General features: G+C 66.9%; 14 protein-coding genes and 1 pseudogene. 8 read left to right on the forward strand and 7 right to left on the reverse strand.

Features of this window, described 5'->3' with window-relative positions:
- Together KVS69_RS11695 and KVS69_RS11700 are read left to right on the forward strand one after the other, a co-directional pair.
- Positions 1-225, forward strand: a pseudogene (locus tag KVS69_RS11695) (hypothetical protein); the annotation flags it as partial.
- Positions 222-635 (forward strand): DUF5615 family PIN-like protein, encoded by a 414-nt coding sequence (locus tag KVS69_RS11700; protein WP_217538173.1) that lies wholly within the window; start codon positions 222-224, stop codon positions 633-635. The pseudogene KVS69_RS11695 and the gene KVS69_RS11700, both read left to right, overlap by 4 nt.
- 61 nt (positions 636-696) lie before the next feature.
- Here the strand turns inward: KVS69_RS11700 and KVS69_RS11705 are convergent, their stop codons facing one another.
- The 3 genes from KVS69_RS11705 to KVS69_RS11715 form a co-directional block, all read right to left on the reverse strand.
- Complete coding sequence (locus tag KVS69_RS11705) at positions 697-2,052, reverse strand: Gfo/Idh/MocA family oxidoreductase (RefSeq protein WP_217538174.1); 1,356 nt, start codon at positions 2,050-2,052, stop codon at positions 697-699.
- 53 nt (positions 2,053-2,105) lie between these two features.
- A complete protein-coding gene (locus tag KVS69_RS11710; protein ID WP_217538175.1) occupies positions 2,106-5,096 on the reverse strand; it encodes a TonB-dependent receptor in 2,991 nt (996 codons plus the stop codon).
- A 132-nt stretch (positions 5,097-5,228) separates the two neighbouring features.
- Positions 5,229-8,582: a TIM-barrel domain-containing protein gene (locus tag KVS69_RS11715; protein WP_217538176.1), complete on the reverse strand. Its 3,354-nt coding sequence runs from the start codon at positions 8,580-8,582 to the stop codon at positions 5,229-5,231.
- Between the two features lie 323 nt (positions 8,583-8,905).
- On the opposite strand from KVS69_RS11715, the gene KVS69_RS11720 reads away from it, so the two are divergent.
- The 6 genes from KVS69_RS11720 to KVS69_RS11745 are packed head-to-tail and all read left to right on the forward strand — an operon-like array spanning position 8,906 to position 16,143.
- Positions 8,906-10,063 carry an SIS domain-containing protein gene (locus tag KVS69_RS11720; RefSeq protein WP_217538177.1) on the forward strand — a complete coding sequence of 386 codons (1,158 nt, stop codon included), beginning with the start codon at positions 8,906-8,908 and terminating at the stop codon, positions 10,061-10,063.
- On the forward strand, positions 10,056-10,997 hold the full coding sequence (locus KVS69_RS11725; RefSeq protein ID WP_068854347.1) for an ROK family protein: 942 nt from the start codon (positions 10,056-10,058) through the stop codon (positions 10,995-10,997). Before KVS69_RS11720 ends, KVS69_RS11725 begins: the two co-directional genes overlap by 8 nt.
- A gap of 38 nt (positions 10,998-11,035) precedes the next feature.
- A complete protein-coding gene (locus KVS69_RS11730) occupies positions 11,036-12,364 on the forward strand; it encodes a D-tagatose-bisphosphate aldolase, class II, non-catalytic subunit (protein WP_217538178.1) in 1,329 nt (442 codons plus the stop codon).
- Positions 12,365-12,396: 32 nt separating this feature from the next.
- Positions 12,397-13,173, forward strand: a complete 777-nt coding sequence (locus tag KVS69_RS11735) for a DeoR family transcriptional regulator (protein ID WP_217538179.1) — start codon at positions 12,397-12,399, stop codon at positions 13,171-13,173.
- Entirely contained in the window at positions 13,170-14,285 is a 1,116-nt protein-coding gene (gene nagA / locus KVS69_RS11740) for an N-acetylglucosamine-6-phosphate deacetylase (protein ID WP_217538180.1), read from the forward strand. Before KVS69_RS11735 ends, nagA begins: the two co-directional genes overlap by 4 nt.
- Before the next feature lie 49 nt (positions 14,286-14,334).
- Positions 14,335-16,143: an MFS transporter gene (locus tag KVS69_RS11745; RefSeq protein WP_217538181.1), complete on the forward strand. Its 1,809-nt coding sequence runs from the start codon at positions 14,335-14,337 to the stop codon at positions 16,141-16,143.
- 6 nt (positions 16,144-16,149) lie between these two features.
- Here KVS69_RS11745 and KVS69_RS11750 read toward each other — a convergent pair whose 3' ends face one another.
- The 4 genes from KVS69_RS11750 to KVS69_RS11765 form a co-directional block, all read right to left on the reverse strand.
- Positions 16,150-16,635, reverse strand: coding sequence for a hypothetical protein (locus tag KVS69_RS11750; protein WP_217538182.1), 486 nt, complete (start codon positions 16,633-16,635; stop codon positions 16,150-16,152).
- A gap of 46 nt (positions 16,636-16,681) precedes the next feature.
- Complete coding sequence (locus KVS69_RS11755) at positions 16,682-17,245, reverse strand: DUF308 domain-containing protein (protein WP_217538183.1); 564 nt, start codon at positions 17,243-17,245, stop codon at positions 16,682-16,684.
- A gap of 69 nt (positions 17,246-17,314) precedes the next feature.
- On the reverse strand, positions 17,315-18,010 hold the full coding sequence (locus KVS69_RS11760; RefSeq protein ID WP_217538184.1) for a ComF family protein: 696 nt from the start codon (positions 18,008-18,010) through the stop codon (positions 17,315-17,317).
- Positions 18,011-18,131: 121 nt separating this feature from the next.
- A complete protein-coding gene (locus KVS69_RS11765) occupies positions 18,132-18,602 on the reverse strand; it encodes a helix-turn-helix domain-containing protein (protein WP_302675369.1) in 471 nt (156 codons plus the stop codon).
- Between the last annotated feature and the right edge of the window lie 90 nt (positions 18,603-18,692).

An 18,692-nucleotide genomic window follows, 5' to 3' on the forward strand; every position in this document is an offset into this window, starting at 1 on the left:
ATGGCAGCGCGATGGTTCCCGGTGCACGGCTCGCGCGAGGTCGTGCTGGATCCTGACCGCAGGCTCGGACAACCCATTCTGACCCGCTTCGGGGTGCCCACCGCTGCGATCGTGGATTCACTCAGGCCAAGGGGCAGCAACGCCCGACATGTCGCCCGGATCTACGAGATTCCGGAGGCCGCCGTGCATGTGGCAGTGGCTTACGAGCGGCAGATCGCGTCTTGAAAGCACAGGTCGACGTGAATCTCCCCTCTTCCCTGGCAAGATCGATAGACCCTGTCGCGCGTGAACACGACCACGAGGTGGTTCATGTGCGGGACTTCATCAGTGCTGGAACGTCGGATATCGCGTTGTTCCACATCGCGGTGGAACAAGGCGTCCAGGTCCACGTCACCCTGGATCAACACCATCGGCGCACGAAAGAGCGCGACGCCATCCAGCATCTTGGGTTGATCGTCTTCGTGCTTTCCAAAGGCTGGAACACGCTTGATCTCTACCATTCTGCTGCGCGCCTGCTTGAATGGTGGCCCGAGATGATGCGCAAGGCGGAGGACGCCGCCCCCGGCAGCATCTTCAAAGTGCCGCATCTGCGGGCGCCCCTTGGGCGCCTGACGCCGGTTCGTTCCACGCGCTAGGTCACGCGCTGCGTGATGCGGGTAATGCATAGCCGGGCAGAGCCCGGCTCCACGCGTTGGGTCAATACGTCCCGTCGAACGCGAAGATCGGCTTGCGCTGCTTCCACAGGCCGGCGGTGAAGTCCGGAAACTCCAGGGTCTGGAAGCTGTTGGCGATGGACTGCTCCGACAGCGGGGTGATCGCGCTCCAGGTGATGGCGTCGTAGATGTCGATCGGCATCGGCGCCTTGGCCTTCAGAGCTTCGACGAAGGCGTGGATCACGAACCAGTCCATGCCGCCGTGGCCCGCGCTGGCGGCGGTGTCGGCGTGCTGCTTCCACAGCGGGTGTTCGTACTGATCCTGGTAGGCCTTGAACGGTTCCCACTTGTGCGGAGGGCTGCGGCCTTCGATGTGGATGGACTGGTTCACGTCCATCCACAACCCCTTGGTGCCCTGCACGCGGAAGCCCATCGAGTACGGGCGCGGCAACGAGGTGTCGTGCTGCAGCAGGATGGTTTCGCCGTTCTCGCAGGCCAGCGTGGTGGTGACGATGTCGCCGAGCTTGAAGTTCACCTTGGTGCTGGGGTGGGTGGTGCCGCCACTCTTGGCCACGGTGTATTCGTGCAGGCCGCGCGCCTTGCTGGAGAACGCGTTGATATGGGTGAAACGGTTGCCGCGGTTGATGCCGGTATACATGGCGCACGGGCCGATGCCGTGGCTGGGGTACAGCTCGCCGTTGCGGTCCACCGAATGCTGGGTGCGCCAGCGCGCTTCGGACCACGCATGCGGGCCGAATTCCACGCCGCTGTCATACGGCTGGGCGGGATCGCCGGAGTTGAACTTCACCCCACGCAGGTCGTGCTGGTAGCCGGCCTGCAGGTGCACCAGCTCACCGAACAGGCCGTTGCGCACCATCTGCAGGGTCGCCATCACGTCGCGGCGGTAGCAGACGTTCTCCAGCAGCATGTACGGGGTGCCCGTGGAAAGCTGGGTCTTGAGGACGTCCCAGTGGTCCTGCAGGGTGATGCCGGCGACCACTTCACAACCCACCGCGATTTTGGCCTGCATGGCGGCAATCGCCATCGGGGCGTGATACTCCCACGGCGTGGCGATGATCACGCCATCCAGGCCGCGCTGTTCGAGCAGGCGCTTCCACGCGTTGCGGTCGCCGTCCTGGCCGTAGGCGGTGGGCGCCTTCCTGCCGGCCTTGGCCACCATGTCCATGCCGCGCTTGAGCATGATCGGTTCAATGTCGCACAGCGCGACCACGTCAACGTCGTCGCGGCGGACCAGCTCCTTCAGCAGCACCTGGCCACGCATGCCGGTGCCGATCAGGCCCAGGCGCAGCGTGCGCCCGCGTGCCCAGGCCGGCGTTTCCGGCAGCAGGCTGGTGGCGGCCAGGGCCGCACCGGCGGCAATGAATTCCCTACGCTTCATGGAACGTTACTCCCTTTGGAAGCGCGCCGGCCGGGACCGGCGCGCTGGAACAATCAGAACTTGTAGCCGACCTGCAGACTGTAGCTGCGGCCGAAGATGCTGGCATAGTCACTGGAGTCACCCAGGAAACTGTTCGGGTCGTAGAACGGCAGGCGGTTGAACAGGTTCTTGACCGTGAAGCCCAGGCTCCAGTGGTCATCCGGGCGCCAGCCGACGCTCAGGTTGGCGGTCCACCACGACGGCACGCCATCGCACTGGGCCGGATTCACCGGCAGCGAGCCGGCGGTGCAGGTGTCCGGGTTGTTGTCTTCGGCATCGACGCGGTCCCACGCCCACTTGGTGCCGCCCACATAGTTGACGAAGAAGCTGGTGGTGACCTGCTTGTAGGACCAGTCGGCATTGAGCGTGGCACGCATGCGCGGGTTGCCGTAGTAACCGATGGTGTTGCCGTAGTACCAGCGATCGGTGTCGTCGATGTAGGCTTCCTTGCGCCGCGCGATGGTGGCGGCCACGCCAATGTTCAGCGCGCCCCACTCACCGAGCATGAAGCGACCGCGCGCGTCGATGTCGAAACCGTCCACCAGGGTGCGGCCCTGGTTCTTGTACTGGCCCACCACGGCGGCCACGTTGCCCACGCTGTAACCGGGCAACGCGCCCGGGCAGCTCACGCCGCTGGCCGGGTCGGCGCACATCTGCGCAAGCGCAGCCTCGGCCGCCCGATCGGAGTCGCTGATCGGGTTGCGGGTCATCGACAGGATGTCCTGTTCCTTGCTGTAGTCCGGCGCGGCGATCTCGTTGCGGCGGTAGATGAACCAATAGTCGGCCGAGATCGACATCCAGCTCGCCGGCTCGTACACGAAACCCAGCGTGGAGATCTTGGCCTTCTCCGGCTTCAGGTCCGGATTGGGCTGGGTCATGCGCGCCACGGTACGGCTGCAGTCGGCGTTGAGCAGCGAGTTGCCCAGGTCCACGTCCCCCGGGCGGTTGGACTGGCGCAGCAGGTTGGCGATGGCATTGGTCTCATCGCAGCGGATGTCGTCTTCAAAGCCACCGAGCTGGGCGAACACGCCGCCGGTACCCGCTTCGGCCAGGCTGGGCGCCCGGAAGCCTTCGGAATAGGTGCCGCGCAGCAACAGCTGCGGCAGCACCTGGTACTTCAGGCCGATCTTCGGGGCCAGGTTGGCGCTGAAGTTCGGGTACTTGTCCACGCGCAGCGCGGCATCCAGTTCCAGCTTGTCGGTGAGCGGGGCCACGGCTTCGGCGAACAGCGCGTAGGTGTTGCGCTTGCCATCGAACCACGAGCCGCCCTGCTGGGTGATCAGGCCATTGGCGGCGTCTTCGTTGCCCGGGGTGTAGAACGTTTCGCGGGTGGCATTGAAGCCGAACGCGGCGCGCACGTCGCCGGCCGGCATGCTGAAGAGCGGGCCTTCGATCTTGCCGTCCAACGTATGCAGGCGCGTCCACGACTGGATGTCGAAGGTGGGGTATGCCTCGCGGATCAGCTTGGCGTTGGCGTCACTGATGACGCCGAACTGGTAGGCCGGATTGTCGGAGATGATCACCCGCCCGGTGCCCGGGTCGATGGTGTAGGGTCCAAACGCGCGCTCGAATCCTTCCAGGTTCACGTTGACGGTCTGGTAGGTGACCGAATGGCTTCCGGCGGTGGCGAACGCGGTTTCCCAGTTCCAGTCGTCGCCCAGGGCACCGCGCAGGCCGGCCAGCACCCGGTAGCTCTGGTCGGTGTTGCGCTGGCCGAAGTGGCCATCGCCTACATCCTGCATCAGGTAGTTCAGGCCCACCACGCCGCCCATGAGCGCCTTCAGTTCCGGGCTGGCCAGGTTGTAGACGTTGTTCGGTCCCAGATACGGCGTGCGGAACTGGTTGACCACGTTGCCGGTGTTGCGCGAGTACCAGCTGGACGGATTGCCGGTCGTGGTGTTGTAGGCAGAGGGCGTACCACCGTTGGCAGTCAGGTCGATGTCGGTGTAAGTGACCTCGGCGAAGGCTTCGGTGCTGTCGCCGATCAGGAAGTGCGAGCTGATGTACGCCGTGGCGCGCTCGGTCTTTGCACCCGCGTCGACTTCGCGGTTCATCCATTGTTCCCACGCGCAGCTTGTGCCGGCGGCCTGGGTGATGGGAGTGGTGCAGCCGGGCGCCGCTTCCTGGCGGCGCGCGTTGGTCACCGGATCGAACGCGAAGTAGGTGCCCGGGTTGAACTCACCCGGTCGGCTGCCGACGCCCAGGCGGAAGTTGCTGATGTAATTGGGGTTGTTGACGTAGAACTGGCTGGGCCGCTTGTCGTAGAAGTCGCTGATCGGAATCGCGTTGCGGCGATACAGGTTCACCGAGGCGTAGACGTTGTAGCGGTCTTCGTCCAGATCACCGAAGCCGGCAGTGATGCTGCCCTGCTGCTCGCCGTAGGAATCGATGCGCGAGGACTTGTCGGCGGTGATGTTGATCTCCGCGCCCTGGTAGGAGCGTTTGGTGATCACGTTGATCACGCCGGCCACCGCGTCGGTGCCGTACACGGCCGAGGCGCCGTCGGTCAGCACTTCCATGCGTTCGATGGCAGCGGCTGGAATGGCGTCGATGTTGACGAACTGGGTCTGGAACCCGGCCGGCGCACCGTAATACGACAGCCGCCGACCGTTGAGCAGCACCAGCGTGCCCTGCGCGCCGAGGCCGCGCAGGTTCGCCTGCGAAGCGCCGTCGGAACCGGTGAACAGCGAGCGCGAATCCTGCTGCCCCGGGCGTGCGGCGGGCAGGTTGTCGAGCACCTGCAGCAGCGTGCGCGCGCCCATGTTCTCGATGTCCTGCTTGCTGATCACCTGCACCGGCGAGGAGGTTTCCACATCGCTGCGGCGGATGTTGGAGCCGGTGACCTGCACGCGCGCAAGTTCGGTGGCGTTGGCTTTCGCCTTTGCATCAACGGGCGTGTCGTCGTCCTGGGCAAACGCCGGACCGCTCACGGCCAGGGCAAGCCCCAGCGCGACGGACAAGGGTGTAGCGGGGATGCGGCGATGGCGATGGCGTTCGTTCAACATCTTTGGCTCCTTGTGCTTCCGCAGCGTGGGGCTGCCTGGGTGGGTTTTTTCGGGCAACAGTCACCCGCACCACGGCCGGCGGGCCGTAGTCGGGAAACGGTGGGGAATTCTGTTTTTCGGTACGTCCCTGGGTTACGGCGACACGATGGTGGCGGTATCGCCCTCCTGTCCGATCAGTGCGGCGTTGGCCCAGTTGCCACACACCTGTGCGGGCTGCATGCCTTGTGCGCCCAGCGTGCGCAGGCTCAGGCGCTGCAGGCCGCGGATGTCCAGTTCGGGCTTGACCACGCCCGGTGCCTTCACCAGGCCGCTGTCGTAGAGCAGGCGGTCATCACCCCAGACCTGGAACTGCATGCCGCCGGCGCTGCGGCACGCATCGTCGATGCCCAGGTCCGCGCGCAGCAGGCGCCACTGGCCCTGCAGCTGCAGGTCGATGCGGCTGGCTGGGCCCACGCCCAGGCCACGGCGGAACAGCAGGCCGTTCATGCGCATGGGTTGCCCGCCCTGGAAGGCGAGGTCGGCGCGCACCTGTGCGTTGGCCGCGGCCGGCAAGGTCAGTTCGGACAGGTAGCGCTGCTGCGCCGGGCGCTCTGCAACCTGGTGTTCCAGGATCTGGAACGTGGACAGGGTGATCGGACCGACATCACGCGGTTGCAGTGCATCCACCGCACGCGCGACGTTGCCCTGCGCGGCGGTGACCATCGGGTCGCTGCCAGCGGCCCCATCGCCGTCCGGGTTCTGCACGCTGAGCACGCGGAAGCGCAGCAGGCGGCCGGCACGGGCGGGGAAGTCGATCTGCTGCAGATCCTGCTTCAGCGCCAGGCGGCCGCGCTTGATCGGCTCGCCCCATTCGCCATTGGTGTCGGCCAGGTAGATTTCGTAGTCGCGGATCTGCCCGCTCTTCCAGTGCTGGTCATTGCGGGGTGCCAGTGCGATGCCGTCGATCAGGCGGCGCTCGCCGAAGCCGATCACCCATTCGTGGGCGCCGGTGCGCACGGCCTGGTTGCGCACGGTGCGGAACCAGGTGGCCGGGTCGTCGTCGAATGCCTTTTCCAGTTCGTAGCCGCGCTCTTCGGCCGGGCGGTTGACCACCAGCAGGCTGTCGGCCGGCAATGCGCGGCCCAGCACCGGTGCGGCGGGGAACACATCATCGGCAGCTGCCGGTGCCTGCGCGATATCGAGCTGGAAGGCCAGCGGCTGGCGGATATCGGTGGGTACGGTACGCACATGCACGGTGCCGCGGCGTTCGCCTGCATCGAAGTACCAGCCTTCCGGCGCGGCCTGCCACGCGGCGGCATCTGTGAGCATCGGCAGCACGCGGCCGTCAAGACTGACCGCTGCCGGCTTCTGCCGGCTGAGTATGCGCAGCGCGTAACGGCGCTGTGCCAGCTGCCCCTGGTACTGACCGCGCACGCCGTCGATGTTCACCTGCACCCGGCCACTGCCCTGTGCCGGGGCATGCATGGTGACCTGCTGCTGGCTGGATTCGCCCTTCTCGTAGCGGCGCGTGTTGCCGTCGTCTTCGTACAGCGTGTACTGCGAGCTGCCCTGCGGGTAGAGGTCGAAGGTGACCTCATCCAGCGGCTTCTGGCCGTCGTACAGCATCTCCGGGTACATCGGCACGATGGCACCGGCCCGCACGAACACGGGGATTGTTGCCAGATCGACCGGCCGGTCCAGCTGACGGCCTTCCGCACCGGCCTGCAGCGCGCGGCCATCCCAGTAATCGATCCAGCGGCCCTGCGGCAGGTGGATGTCGCGGCGCCAGCCACGGCTGGCGGCCTGGCTGCGGTACACCGGCGCCACGAGCAGGTCGCGGCCGAGCAGGAACTGGTATTTCCAGGTTTCGTTCCAGGCGTTGGGGTCCTGCGGGTAATCCCACATCAGCGCGCGCAGGATCGGCGCGCCGGTCATCGCCGCGTCGTGTGCCAGCCCGTACATGTACGGGGTCATGCGCATTTTCAGCTTGAGGTAATCGCGGTTGACGCTGCGGTAGGGCTCGTCGAACCACCACGGGTGCTTGCGCGCACTGCCCGACCAGCCCGACATGCCCATCAGCACCGGGGTGAAGCTCTTCCACTGCAGGTCGCGGGTGAACGTTTCGGCGCTGCCGCCGAAGATCGCATCCACATCGCCACTGGCGTAGACCATGCCCGAAAGGCCCGATCCCACCAGGGTGGGAATGTGCCAGCGGATGTAATCCCAACTGCTGCTCTGGTCGCCGGTCCAGGCGACCGCATAGCGCTGGATGCCGGCCCAGCCCATCACCGTCCACAGGAACGGGCGCGAATCGGAGTTGTGCAGGATGCCGTTGAACGCGGACTGGTTGGCATCCATCGCGAACTGGTAGCCCTTGCCGGTCCAGGCCACGTCCAGCTTCTGCACGCGGCTGCCGGCGGTGCCGACTTCCCAGGCGATCTTGTCCACGCCGTTCTCGGTCCACAGCCCGGTCTTGAAGCCGTAGCCAGCCAGGCCCTTCACCGTTTCCGGCAAGGCCTTGTAGCCGCAGCCGTAGCCGTCGTTGGGCAGGATCCAGCCGCCGGGCATGTCGTGCTCGCGGTACTGTTTTGCCAGGCTGTCGACCACGTCCGGGGTGGTACCGGTGGGGCCATCGCTCCAGCCTTCGGGCACGCTGCCGGGCTTCTTGATGTTGTCGCCATCGTTGTAGCAGTCGGCATCGCCGTACGAGAACGCCCAGCGCGGCAGCAATGCGGCGCGCCCGGTCAGTGCGGTGTAGCGGTCCAGCAGCGCGGGCAGGCCGGCGCCGACGAAGTAGTAGGCATCGAAGCGGTCTTCGCGGTGCAGCAGCGTGGCCTGGTCGGCCTGGCGCAGGTCGTAGCTGCCATCGCTCCAGGTGTTGCGCAGCATGCCCCAGCCGCGTGAGCTGAGCAGCATCGGCGCCGGGTTGGGGCGGTCGCCCTCTTCCCAGCCACCGGAGTAGGAGACCTCCAGCTCACGCCCCTTGAAAGCGAAGCGCCCGTTCTGCTGGCCACCGCCGACGAACTGTTCGTCGGCCTGGCTGCTCAGGACCTGCACGCTCTGTGCGGTATCCAGGTCCAGCGGCTGCAGTTCGCGCCACAGCGGCACGTCCTTGCCGGCCTCGCGCCGGTCCAGTGCCAGGCGCAGCGGCTGGCGCTGGATGTGCAGCACCAGCGCATCGGTGCGGATGCGCACTTCGTTGCCGTCTTCTTCCAGCTGGAATGGCACGGCCGCAGTAGCCTGCGGCAGCACGATGGGGGCGGCCTTGTCGCCGGCCGGCAGCAGTTTGCCGGTGCGGCTGGCCTGCACGCGCAGCAGGTCGGGGCGCAGCAGGTCCACGCGCACGGTCATGCCGTTATCGGTGGTCAGCGTCCAGGCAGTGGCCGACGCGGCCGGCTCGGCACGTAGTGCGCTCAGGTTGCCCAACGGCGCTGCCAGCGCCGGCGTGGCGGCCAGCAGCGACAGAAGAGAGATGGCCAGTACGGTGCGTCGACAACGGGTAACCACTTCGCCCCCAAAGCCCGCGTTCGGCGGGTGTCCGAAACCAGTGCGGCCGACTATGGAGCAGGCGATCGAAAGATGTCAAGAAATTGAAAAGAAAAAAGATTAGGAATTCTATCAAAACGAAAGATGATGCAAAGCACCACTTTCTTTCTGCCGGCTGAATGCGATGATTTTTCCGTTGCAGAACGCGCAGATAGACACGGTCAATCGCGCAAGAACCGACAGCAATAGTGAGGAATGTGATCCATATATCTTATTTTAATCTTTCGATATTTGACATTTCGAAAGAAAACGCTGATCGTGCGGTCGCCCAACAGGAATAGCGAATGGACGTCACTCTGCTCCCCGATATGCCCGCCTGGCAGCGCCTGGGTGGCGCGCACACCGCAGAAGAGATCGCGCAGCAACCGGCCCTCTGGTCAGCGTTGGCCGACGTGCTGGAGGCCGCCCGCGAGCGCATCGACGCGTTCCTGGGTGACACGCTGCGCCAGCCGGGCCAGCGCGTGATCTTCACCGGCGCGGGCAGTTCGGGCTTCATCGCCGAGATGGTCGCCGACCAGATCAATGCGCAGTGGCCCGCAGACGTCCGCGCCATCCACACCACCAGCCTGCTCACCCACCCGGCGCTGTACCTGCAGCGCGACCGCCCGACCCTGCTGGTGTCGTTCGGGCGCAGCGGCTCCAGCCCGGAAAGCGTGGCGGCGGTGGACCTGGTGCGGGCGCAGGTGGACGACGCGCGCTTCCTGGACATCACCTGCAATGCCGATGGCGCGCTGGCACAGCGCGGCCAGGGCCGCAGCGACACGCTGTCACTGCTGATGCCGCCCGCCAGCTGCGACCGCGCCTTTGCCATGACCAGCAGCCTGAGCTGCATGCTGCTGGCCGCGTTGAGCGTGTTCGATGGCGCGCCGTGGGCCGAGCGCATCGCGCGCCTGCGCAGCTTGGCCGAGCGCGGTACGCAGGCCGTAAGCAACTGGGACGCGCCGGTCGCAGCGCTCGCGCGCACCGATATCTCGCGGGTGATCTACCTGGGCAGTGGCCCGCTGGAAGCGACCGCGCGCGAAGCGGCGCTGAAGGTGCTGGAACTCACTGCCGGCCGGGTGCTGGCGCTGGCCAACACCCCGCTCGGGTTCCGCCACGGGCCGAAATCCACGCTCAACGGCACCACGCTGGTGGTGGTGCTGCGCAGCGCGCAGCCGCTGGCGCGACGCTACGAGCAGGACCTGCTGGAAGAGCTGCGCCGCGATGGCATCGCCGCCCGCGTGATCTCGGTCGGCCCGGCCGGCAGCGACAGTGCCGATGGCGATTTCCTGCTTGAGGTACCTGCCCTGCCCGATCCGTGGCTGGCCCCGCTGTGGCTGGTGATGGCGCAGTGCTTCGCGCTGCAGCGTTCGGCCGCGCTCGGCCTGACCCCCGACAACCCGTTCCCGGATGGCACGGTCAACCGCGTGGTGCAGGGCGTGACGATCCACGACCATGGCTGAGCAGCGCATGCAGACCTGGTACGGCATCGATATCGGCGGCACCAAGATTGAACTGGTGGCCTGCGACGCTGCGCTGAACGTGCATTATCGCCAGCGCGTGGCGACGCCCACGAATGACTACGCCGCGTTCGTGGCGGCGGTCGGCCAGCTGGTGGATGACGCCGATGCAGCCGTTGGCACGCGCGCGGTCGCGGTAGGCCTGGGCCTGCCCGGTGTGCGCGATCGGGACAGCGGCCGCCAGTTGAGCGCCAACGTGCCCGCGCTGAGCGGCCACACGGTGGGGCATGACCTGGAAGCACGGCTGCAGCGCCCGCTGGCACTGGGTAACGACCTGCAGTGTTTTGCCCTTTCCGAAGCGCACGACGGCGCCGCCGCCGGCTACCCCAGCATGTTCGGGGTGATCCTCGGCACCGGCGCGGGCGGTGGCTACTGCCTGGGCGGAAAGCTCGTCGCGGGCAACAACGGCATTGCCGGTGAGTGGGGCCACTGGAGCCTGCCGGCCACGCTGCAGCTGCGCCATGACCTGCCGCTGCTGGACTGCGGCTGCGGGCTGCGCGGCTGCCTGGAGCGCTATGTCTCCGGCAGCGGCCTGGCGTTGATCCATGAACGCCATGGCGGCCTGGCCTGCGACGCCACCGCCGTGGTGGAGCAGGCGCAGGCCGGCGATCCGATCGCGCTGCAGGCGCTGGCCATCCACCGCGACCTTCTCGGCTACAGCTTCGCCAGCCTGATCCTGGCGCTGGACCCGCACGTGATCGTGCTGGGGGGTGGGCTGTCGAAACTGGAGCAGCTGTACCGCGACCTGCCTGCCGCCATTGCGCCCTACCTGTTCAACGGGGTGCGCGTACCGCCGATCCTGCCCCCAGCCTTCGGCGATGCCGGCGGTGCACGCGGCGCGGCGCTGCTGGCGCGCCAGCACCATCCCGCGCCCTGAATCCCTTCTTTCCGTTCCGCTGCACCTGGAGTGTTGCCATGTCTGCCGTCCAATCGTTGATCGCCGCCCATCGCCAGGGCCAGCCCGTTGGCCTGTACAGCGTGTGCTGCAGCAACGAGCAGGTGCTGCTGGCCGCCATGCAGGTCGCGCGCGAACACGACACGGTGCTGCTGATCGAAGCCACCTCCAACCAGGTGGACCAGTTCGGCGGCTACACCGGCATGACCCCGCCGCAGTACCGCGATTACGTGCTGCAGCTGGCGCGAAGCCAGGGCTTCCCGGCGGAGCGGCTGATTCTGGGCGGCGACCATCTCGGCCCGAACGCCTGGCAGAAGGGGCCGGCCGACGTTGCGATGGCCAACGCGCGCACGCTGGTTGCCGCCTACGTGGCCGCCGGCTTCCACAAGATCCACCTGGACTGCAGCATGTCCTGCGCCGACGACCCGACCCCGCTGCCGGATGCGGTCGTGGCCGCGCGCTCGGCCGAACTGGCGCGCATTGCCGAACGCACGGCCGCGGAGAACGGACTGCCGCCACCGGTCTACGTGATCGGTACCGAAGTGCCTGTTCCCGGTGGCGAAGCCTCCCTGGAAGGTGGCTTGGCCGTGACCACGCCCACCGCTGCCGCCGTCACGCTGGCGATTCACCGCGAGGCATTTTCTGCACCGGACCTGTTGCCGGCCTGGGAGCGCGTGATCGCCATGGTGGTGCAGCCCGGCGTGGATTTCGACCACAGCAGCGTGCACCACTACGACCCGGCCGCCGCCCGCGAGCTCTCGGCGTTCGTGGAAACCCAGCCGCGCATCGTGTTCGAAGCCCATTCCACCGATTACCAGACCGAGGCCGGCCTGCATGCGCTGGTGCGCGACCACTTCGCCATCCTCAAGGTGGGCCCGGCGGCGACCTACGCGTTCCGCGAGGCGGTGTTCGCGCTGGCGATGATCGAACGCGAGCTCCTTCCCGTTGCGGAAGCGTCACGGATCATCGAGGTGCTGGACCGCTGCATGCTCGACAAGCCGGCCAGCTGGGCCAGCTACTACCAGGGCGATGCGCACGAACAGCGCCTGCTGCGCGCCTATTCCCTGAGCGACCGCAGCCGCTACTACTGGGGCGAACCGGCCGTGCAGGCTGCACTGGCCACCCTGGTCGACAACCTCACCCGCCATGCCCCGCCGCTCATGCTGCTCAGCCAGTACCTGCCCGAGCAGCTGCGCGCGGTGCAGGCCGGTGAGCTGGCGGCCGAACCGCTGGCGCTGATCCGGCACAAGGTGGGGCTGCGCCTGGCGGAATACGCCCGCGCTTGCGCTCGCAATGCATTCGATGCGGATAACGAAGCTTTTTCTGCCATGGAGCTTTCGGAACGGTAAGCTTCGGCTTTCCTTCCGAATGGAATCGCCCCATGCGCAACACACGGCAGCGCCGCCAACAGATCCTGCAGTTGCTGGTCGAGCTTGGCAACGTGCAGGTCAGCGAACTGGTGGAGCGCTTCGGCGTTTCGGCAGTGACCATCCGCGCCGACCTGACCCACATCGAAGCGCAGGGCCTGGCCACGCGTACCCACGGCGGCGCCACCCTGGTGCGCAAGCCCCCGCTGGAGCAGGACATCCACGAAAAGGACACGCTGAACCTGCCGCTGAAAGACAGCATCGGCGCGCATGCCGCGCGGCTGGTGCGCGCCGGCGACAACATCATCATCGATTCCGGTTCCACCACCATGACGCTGGCGCGCCACCTGCGCGAACACCGCGACGTGACGGTGATGACCAACGGGCTGAACATCGCCTGGGAGCTGGCCAATGCACCGGGCGTGGAACTGCTGCTCACCGGGGGCCTGCTACGCAAGCAGTCACTGTCGCTGCAGGGCAGCCAGGCCGAGGCCAGCCTCAATACCTACAGCTTCGACACCCTGTTCCTGGGCGTGGACGGGCTGGACCTGCAGTTCGGGCTCACCACCCACCATGAAGCCGAGGCCCGCCTCAACCACCGCATGGTGGAGCGCGCACGGCGCGTGGTGGTGCTCACCGACGCCTCCAAGTTCGGCCACGTCAGCCTGCACCGCATCGCCCGCCTGGACCAGGTCCATACCATCATCACCGACGCCAGCATCGATGCGGAGTACCTGGAAGGGCTGCAGAAGCTGGGCATCGAAGTGATCATTGCCGAGTCGCCGCCTTGAACCCGGTTTCCACCCTCCATGGCCGCGTGCTGACCCCGTCCGGGTGGGTGCGCGGCGACATTGCCTTTAACCAGCGCATCGTGTCGATCAGCAGCGACCACGCTGACCCGCGTGGCGATGACGAGGTGCCGCTGATCCTGCCCGGCTTCATCGACCTGCATGTGCATGGCGGTGCCGGGGTGGACATCATGCAGGGCGGAAATACCGCGCAGACGGTGGCACGCGCGCACGCGCGGCATGGCACCACCGCGCTGCTGGGCACCACCATGACCGCCGAGACAGGCGACATCGTGCGTGCGCTGCAGGGCCTGTCCACCGCGATTGCGCAGCGCGATACCGGCATGGCGCGCGTGCTGGGCGTTCACCTGGAAGGCCCGTTCATCAGCGCCGAGCGCCTGGGTGCGCAGCCGCCGCTGGTGGTGGAAGCCACGCTGGAGGATGTGCGCCGCCTGCACGCCATCGCACCGATCAAGGTGCTGACCCTGGCACCGGAAATCGGCCAGCACCTTGCATTGATCCCCGCATTGAACGCGCTCGGCATCCGCGTGCAGCTGGGACACAGCGCAGGCAGTTACGAGCAGGGCGTGGCCGCGCTGGAGGCAGGCGCCGCCGGCTTCACCCATCTGTTCAACGGCATGACCGGCGTGGACCACTACCACCCCGGTATCGCCACGGCGGCGCTGGCGCATGCCGAGTACGCCGAACTCATTCCCGACCTCCAGCACGTGCACCCCGGCGCGATCCGCACCGCGCTGCGCGCGATTCCGCGCCTGTACTGCGTGACCGACGCCACCGCGGCCACCGGCATGCCCGATGGCGAGTACGCGCTCGGCGTGCAGCGCGTGCACAAGTGCCTGGGCTGCGTGCGCCTGGAAAGTGGCTCGCTGGCCGGCAGCGCGCTGACCATGGACCAGGCACTGCGCAACCTGGTTGCGCTGGGTCTGGCGTTGGATGACGCATCCAACCGCGTTTCACGCTACCCCGCCGACTATCTGGGCCTGGATGACCGCGGCCGCCTGCAACCGGGCGCGTGGGCGGACCTGGTCATGCTCGACCATGACCTGCGCGTGCAGCAGGTAATGGTGGAAGGCGAACGCATCACGCTTGACTGAGTGATTCCGCGCCCCGTGCGGCGCGTTCCAACGTAGACAGGACCGCACCATGAACGACGCTTCCGCCGTGATGCCCGTGCCCGCTTCCGCCAATGCGCCGCGTTGGCCGGTGCGCTATCTGCTCTTCATCGGCGGCATGGGCGGCCTGCTCTACGGCATCGACATCGGCATCATCGCCGGCGCCCTGCCCTACCTTGAAGCCACGGCCACCGCCAGCTGGCACCTGACCACCCAGCAGCTTGGCTTCGTGGTGGCTGCGGTGCTGCTGGGCAGCGTGCTGTCCTCGCTGTTTGCCGGCGCCGTGGCCGACCTGATCGGCCGGCGCGGCGCGATGGTGCTGGCCGGCGTGCTGTTCACCGCCAGCATTCCGGTGATGGCGCTGTCCGAAGGCTATGGACCGCTGTTGATGGGGCGCCTGCTGCAGGGCATCAGCGGTGGCCTGATCGGCGTGGTGGTGCCGCTGTACCTCGCCGAAGTGTTGAGTCCCGAACGGCGCGGGCGTGGCGCGGCGATGTTCCAGCTGCTGCTCACCATCGGGCTGGTACTGGCGGCGGTGATCGGGCTGTATCACGCCCACAGCGTGGACGCCGCCAGTGCCGCCGTGCGCCACCTGCCGGGCGAGGAGCAGCAGCGCCTGTTGTTCGCGGTGAAGGACCACGCCTGGCGCACCATCTTCTGGAGTTGCCTGCTGCCCGGGTTGTTGTTCACCGGCGGCGCGTTGCTGATCAGCGAGTCGCCCCGCTGGCTGGTGCGGCGCGGCCGCATTGAGAAAGCACGCAGCGCCCTGCAGCGCACGGTGGCGCCGGCGGAGGTGGAAGCCACGCTGGCGCGCATGCAGGCACCCGATGCACCGGCCAGCGATGGCAGCCCGGCCAGGCGCGATCCGCTGCTGAGCCGCCGCTATGTGTGGCCGTTCGTGCTGGCCTGCCTGGTGCTGGCCTTCACCCAGGCGACCGGCATCAACTCGGTACTGGCCTATGCGGTGAACATCCTCCACCAGGCCGGGCTGCCCGGCGCGGTGGCCAACTGGGCCGATGTCTCCATCAAGCTGCTCAATGCGCTGATGACCATCGTCGCGCTGGTGCTGGTGGATCGCAAGGGCCGCAGGTTCCTGTTGATGCTGGGCACCGGCGGCATCACCATCGCGCTGCTGGGCGCCGCGCTGCTGTTCGTGCGCAGCGAACACGGGCGGTTGGATGTACAGCCCGCGCTGCAGCAGCAGGTGTACGGGCAGTCGCTGTCGCTGCCAATGGATGCCGCGCAGTGGCGGCGGCTGGATGGCAACGCCGACGGTCAACCGCTGCAGCTCACGGTGTCCTACGCCTACGGCGGCTTCAGCAACGTGCGTTCGCTGCGCAGCGACAACCCCATCGACGCCACGCTGCAGATCCGCCGCGAAGACGCGGTGTCGGCTGACAGCGTGATCGGCGCGTTCTTCCGCCGCCTCAACCTCAACCCGTTCCCGGATCCGGCCGCCGCCGTGCAGGCACCGCTGGTGATCGAGCGCGCGGTCATCGGCCCGGTGCCCTCGCCCACGCACGGCTGGCTGGTGGCCGGCTGCATCCTGCTGTTCGTGGCGTTCTTCGCGGTGGGCCCGGGCGTCTGCGTGTGGCTGGCGCTGTCGGAGCTGATGCCTACCCGCATCCGCTCCAACGGCATGAGCATCGCGCTGCTGATCAACCAGTTCGTATCCACGGTGATCGCCGCGATCTTCCTGCCGACCGTGGGCCACCACGGCTACGCCAGCATGTTCTTCTTCTGGGCCGGCTGCACGCTGCTGTACTTCCTGGTGGCCGCGTTCCTGCTGCCGGAAACCAAGGGCAAGACGCTGGAGGAGATCGAAGCGCGGTTCCGCTAGACAGCGCTACGGTCGCCCGGTGATCCGGGTAACCAGCGCGGTGGCTTCGTCCGCCTCAAGGCCCGAGGTCATCATGCTCTCGCCGAAGGGGCCGCTGAGGTTCGCCCGGGAGATCGGTTCGCCATCGACGGTGAGCACCATCGTCCGTCCGACCAGGCGCTCGGTGGCGCTGTGGATGCGGGGCGCGGCGGCGTCGGTGAACGCGTAGTACACGTTGGCCTTTCCGTCCTCGTTGACCACCTGGCGCACGCTGGCAATCGCGCCGGTCGTGAACACGGGCGGGTTGGCCAGCTTGACGGTCTCCCCGTGTGCGAAGCGGACCTCGACGCCCGGCTCGCCGACCTCCGCGACCGGGCGCATTTCGATGCGTACATCGGCGAGCGGCGGGTTGCCCTGCGCTGCAGGGTTCAACGCTGCGTCGTTGTGCTGGTTGCATGCCGTGACCAGCAGCAGGCTCGCTGCCGCCAGGCTCCATCGCCATCCGTTGCGCATTACAGTACTCCCGTTGTTTGAAGCATTGTGGCCCGAACCGGAGCCGTCAGCGCAACTTCCTGAGCCGGAATGCCACCACGACCTGCAGCACACCGTAGATCAGGCTGCCGATGCCGATCCACAGCGTGGTCACCGCCACCCCGCCGAGCGGGTTGCCGAACATCATGACGCCCAGCACGATGGCCAGCAGGCCGCTGACGATCAGCAGCCATTCGCCTTCGATCTGCCTGCGTACGCGAACGGCGAACACGATGCGGTACACACCGGCCAGGATCAGCCAGATCGCCAACAGCAGCACCAGCACCTTGGCCGTCACCAGGGGGTTGATCACTGCCAGCGCGCCAAAACCGATCGAGGCCAGCGCGTAGACCAGTGCCCAGCCGCGCGGCGCGCCGCTGTTGCCGCTGAATACCGCGAACAGGCTGACCAGTCCTTCCACCAGCGCCATCACGCCGATGGCCCAGGCCAGCCCGGCGGCGGCCGACAGCGGCCGGGCGATGGCGATCAGGCCGAAGCCGATGGCGATCAGGCCATACAGCAGCACCACCCACCAGCTGCGGCCCACCAGCGACAATAGCGACGTAGTGCGCAGTTCCGGAGCCTGGCTCATGACGGTGTTCCTGGGAGGAGAGTCAACCGCGATGCTAGGCCCGCGCCCTGTGCAGGCCATGGCAAAGTGTCACGGCGCCCGGGCGCAGACCCACAGCGTGGCCTCCTGCAGGCCAGACCGGCGCAGCGCGCGGACGGCGGCGTCCAAGGTGGCGCCGGTGGTCATCACATCGTCCACGAGGGTCAGCCGGGCCGGCGGGGTGGCCCGCACGGCGAAGGCTCCTTTGAGGTTCTGGCGACGCGCGTCGGCGTCCAGCGTGGACTGGGCCAGGGTCGCCCGGCTGCGGCACAGTCCGGTCCAGAGCGGCAACCGCAGCTCCCGCGCCAACGGACGGGCCAATTCCCGGGCCTGGTCGTAGCCCCGCTCGCGAAGCCGGCGCCCATGCAGCGGCATCGGCAGCAGCGGGTGCTGCGCGAAGTCCGGCACGGCGTGCAGCATCAGTTGCGAGAGCAGCCGCCCTGCGGCCAGGTCCTGGTGGAACTTGAAGCGCAGCACCAGCCGGTCGATCGGCGGCGCATACAGGAAGGTCGCCGCCGCGCCGTCCTGCCGCGGCGGCTCGGCCAGGCAGGCACCGCACACCTTGGCCGGTTCATCGGGCGGCAGCGGCAGCGCGCACAACGGGCAGGCATGGTCGTTCCACGGAAGCTCGGCGTAGCAGGCGGCACACAGATCCAGCCCGTCATTTCCCGGATTGGCGCAGACCAGGCAGCGTAGGGGAAGACATTGATGACTGAGCCATAGCAATGCGTTGCAGAGGTTAGCCACCGCTAAGCCAACTGGATGAATCTTGCATGAGACCAGATTGCTACGCCCATGCTTCAACATCTATCAGGAGACGACTGGCGATTCTGTAATCACTGGGTGCGCCGTGGCCTTACGAAGTAGCTTATTTCTTTTTTGTTTGCAGTTTGCGTCCATCTACCTGGAGCGGCACGATGGGATCCGGCCTGCGAGTTGCGCGTAGCGCATATCGGTCGGGGGTCTGCTCGATGCTCCCGGTGCCGCCTTGATCCATTGGATTCCCTTCTTCGTTCGGCTGTCGATGACTGGCCAAAGTTCTTTGCGACGGCCGCCGCAATCGCCTAACGGCGAGTTGCGCCCCAACGGTATCGGTAGCGGCAAGGCTATCTATATCTCCGCCCATTCCCAATGCGGACAAGACACGCAGAACCGTGGAAAGGCTGGTGCCGGGTTCACCGAACTCCAGCTTTCCAATCGTGGTGCGGTCCACCCCCACCCTTTCAGCCAGGTTCGCTTGTGTCATACCTCGAGCGACTCGAGCCACACGGAGGCGCTGACCCAGCGCTTCAATTTGCCGCGCATGATGCAGGTGAACGGGGGGAATTCTCTTCGCCATGTAGGTTTAAAACATCACTTGGCCGGCTACTGATGATTTTAAGTGACATCCAGCATTGATTTGTGGCGTGAGCGCACACTCCACACCGTA

This window comes from Stenotrophomonas sp. GbtcB23 (assembly GCF_019091045.1).
GTDB classification, from domain to species: domain Bacteria; phylum Pseudomonadota; class Gammaproteobacteria; order Xanthomonadales; family Xanthomonadaceae; genus Stenotrophomonas; species Stenotrophomonas rhizophila_A.

What these genes read in the sequence shown, in the direction of transcription:
- KVS69_RS11705 (WP_217538174.1), bottom strand. Translation starts at nt 2,052, where the DNA reads ATGAAGCGTAGGGAATTCATTGCCGCCGGTGCGGCCCTGGCCGCCACC.
- KVS69_RS11710 (WP_217538175.1), bottom strand. Translation starts at nt 5,096, where the DNA reads ATGTTGAACGAACGCCATCGCCATCGCCGCATCCCCGCTACACCCTTG.
- KVS69_RS11720 (WP_217538177.1), top strand. Translation starts at nt 8,906, where the DNA reads ATGGACGTCACTCTGCTCCCCGATATGCCCGCCTGGCAGCGCCTGGGT.
- KVS69_RS11725 (WP_068854347.1), top strand. Translation starts at nt 10,056, where the DNA reads ATGGCTGAGCAGCGCATGCAGACCTGGTACGGCATCGATATCGGCGGC.
- KVS69_RS11730 (WP_217538178.1), top strand. Translation starts at nt 11,036, where the DNA reads ATGTCTGCCGTCCAATCGTTGATCGCCGCCCATCGCCAGGGCCAGCCC.
- KVS69_RS11735 (WP_217538179.1), top strand. Translation starts at nt 12,397, where the DNA reads ATGCGCAACACACGGCAGCGCCGCCAACAGATCCTGCAGTTGCTGGTC.
- KVS69_RS11745 (WP_217538181.1), top strand. Translation starts at nt 14,335, where the DNA reads ATGAACGACGCTTCCGCCGTGATGCCCGTGCCCGCTTCCGCCAATGCG.
- KVS69_RS11750 (WP_217538182.1), bottom strand. Translation starts at nt 16,635, where the DNA reads ATGCGCAACGGATGGCGATGGAGCCTGGCGGCAGCGAGCCTGCTGCTG.
- KVS69_RS11755 (WP_217538183.1), bottom strand. Translation starts at nt 17,245, where the DNA reads ATGAGCCAGGCTCCGGAACTGCGCACTACGTCGCTATTGTCGCTGGTG.
- KVS69_RS11765 (WP_302675369.1), bottom strand. Translation starts at nt 18,602, where the DNA reads ATGGCGAAGAGAATTCCCCCCGTTCACCTGCATCATGCGCGGCAAATT.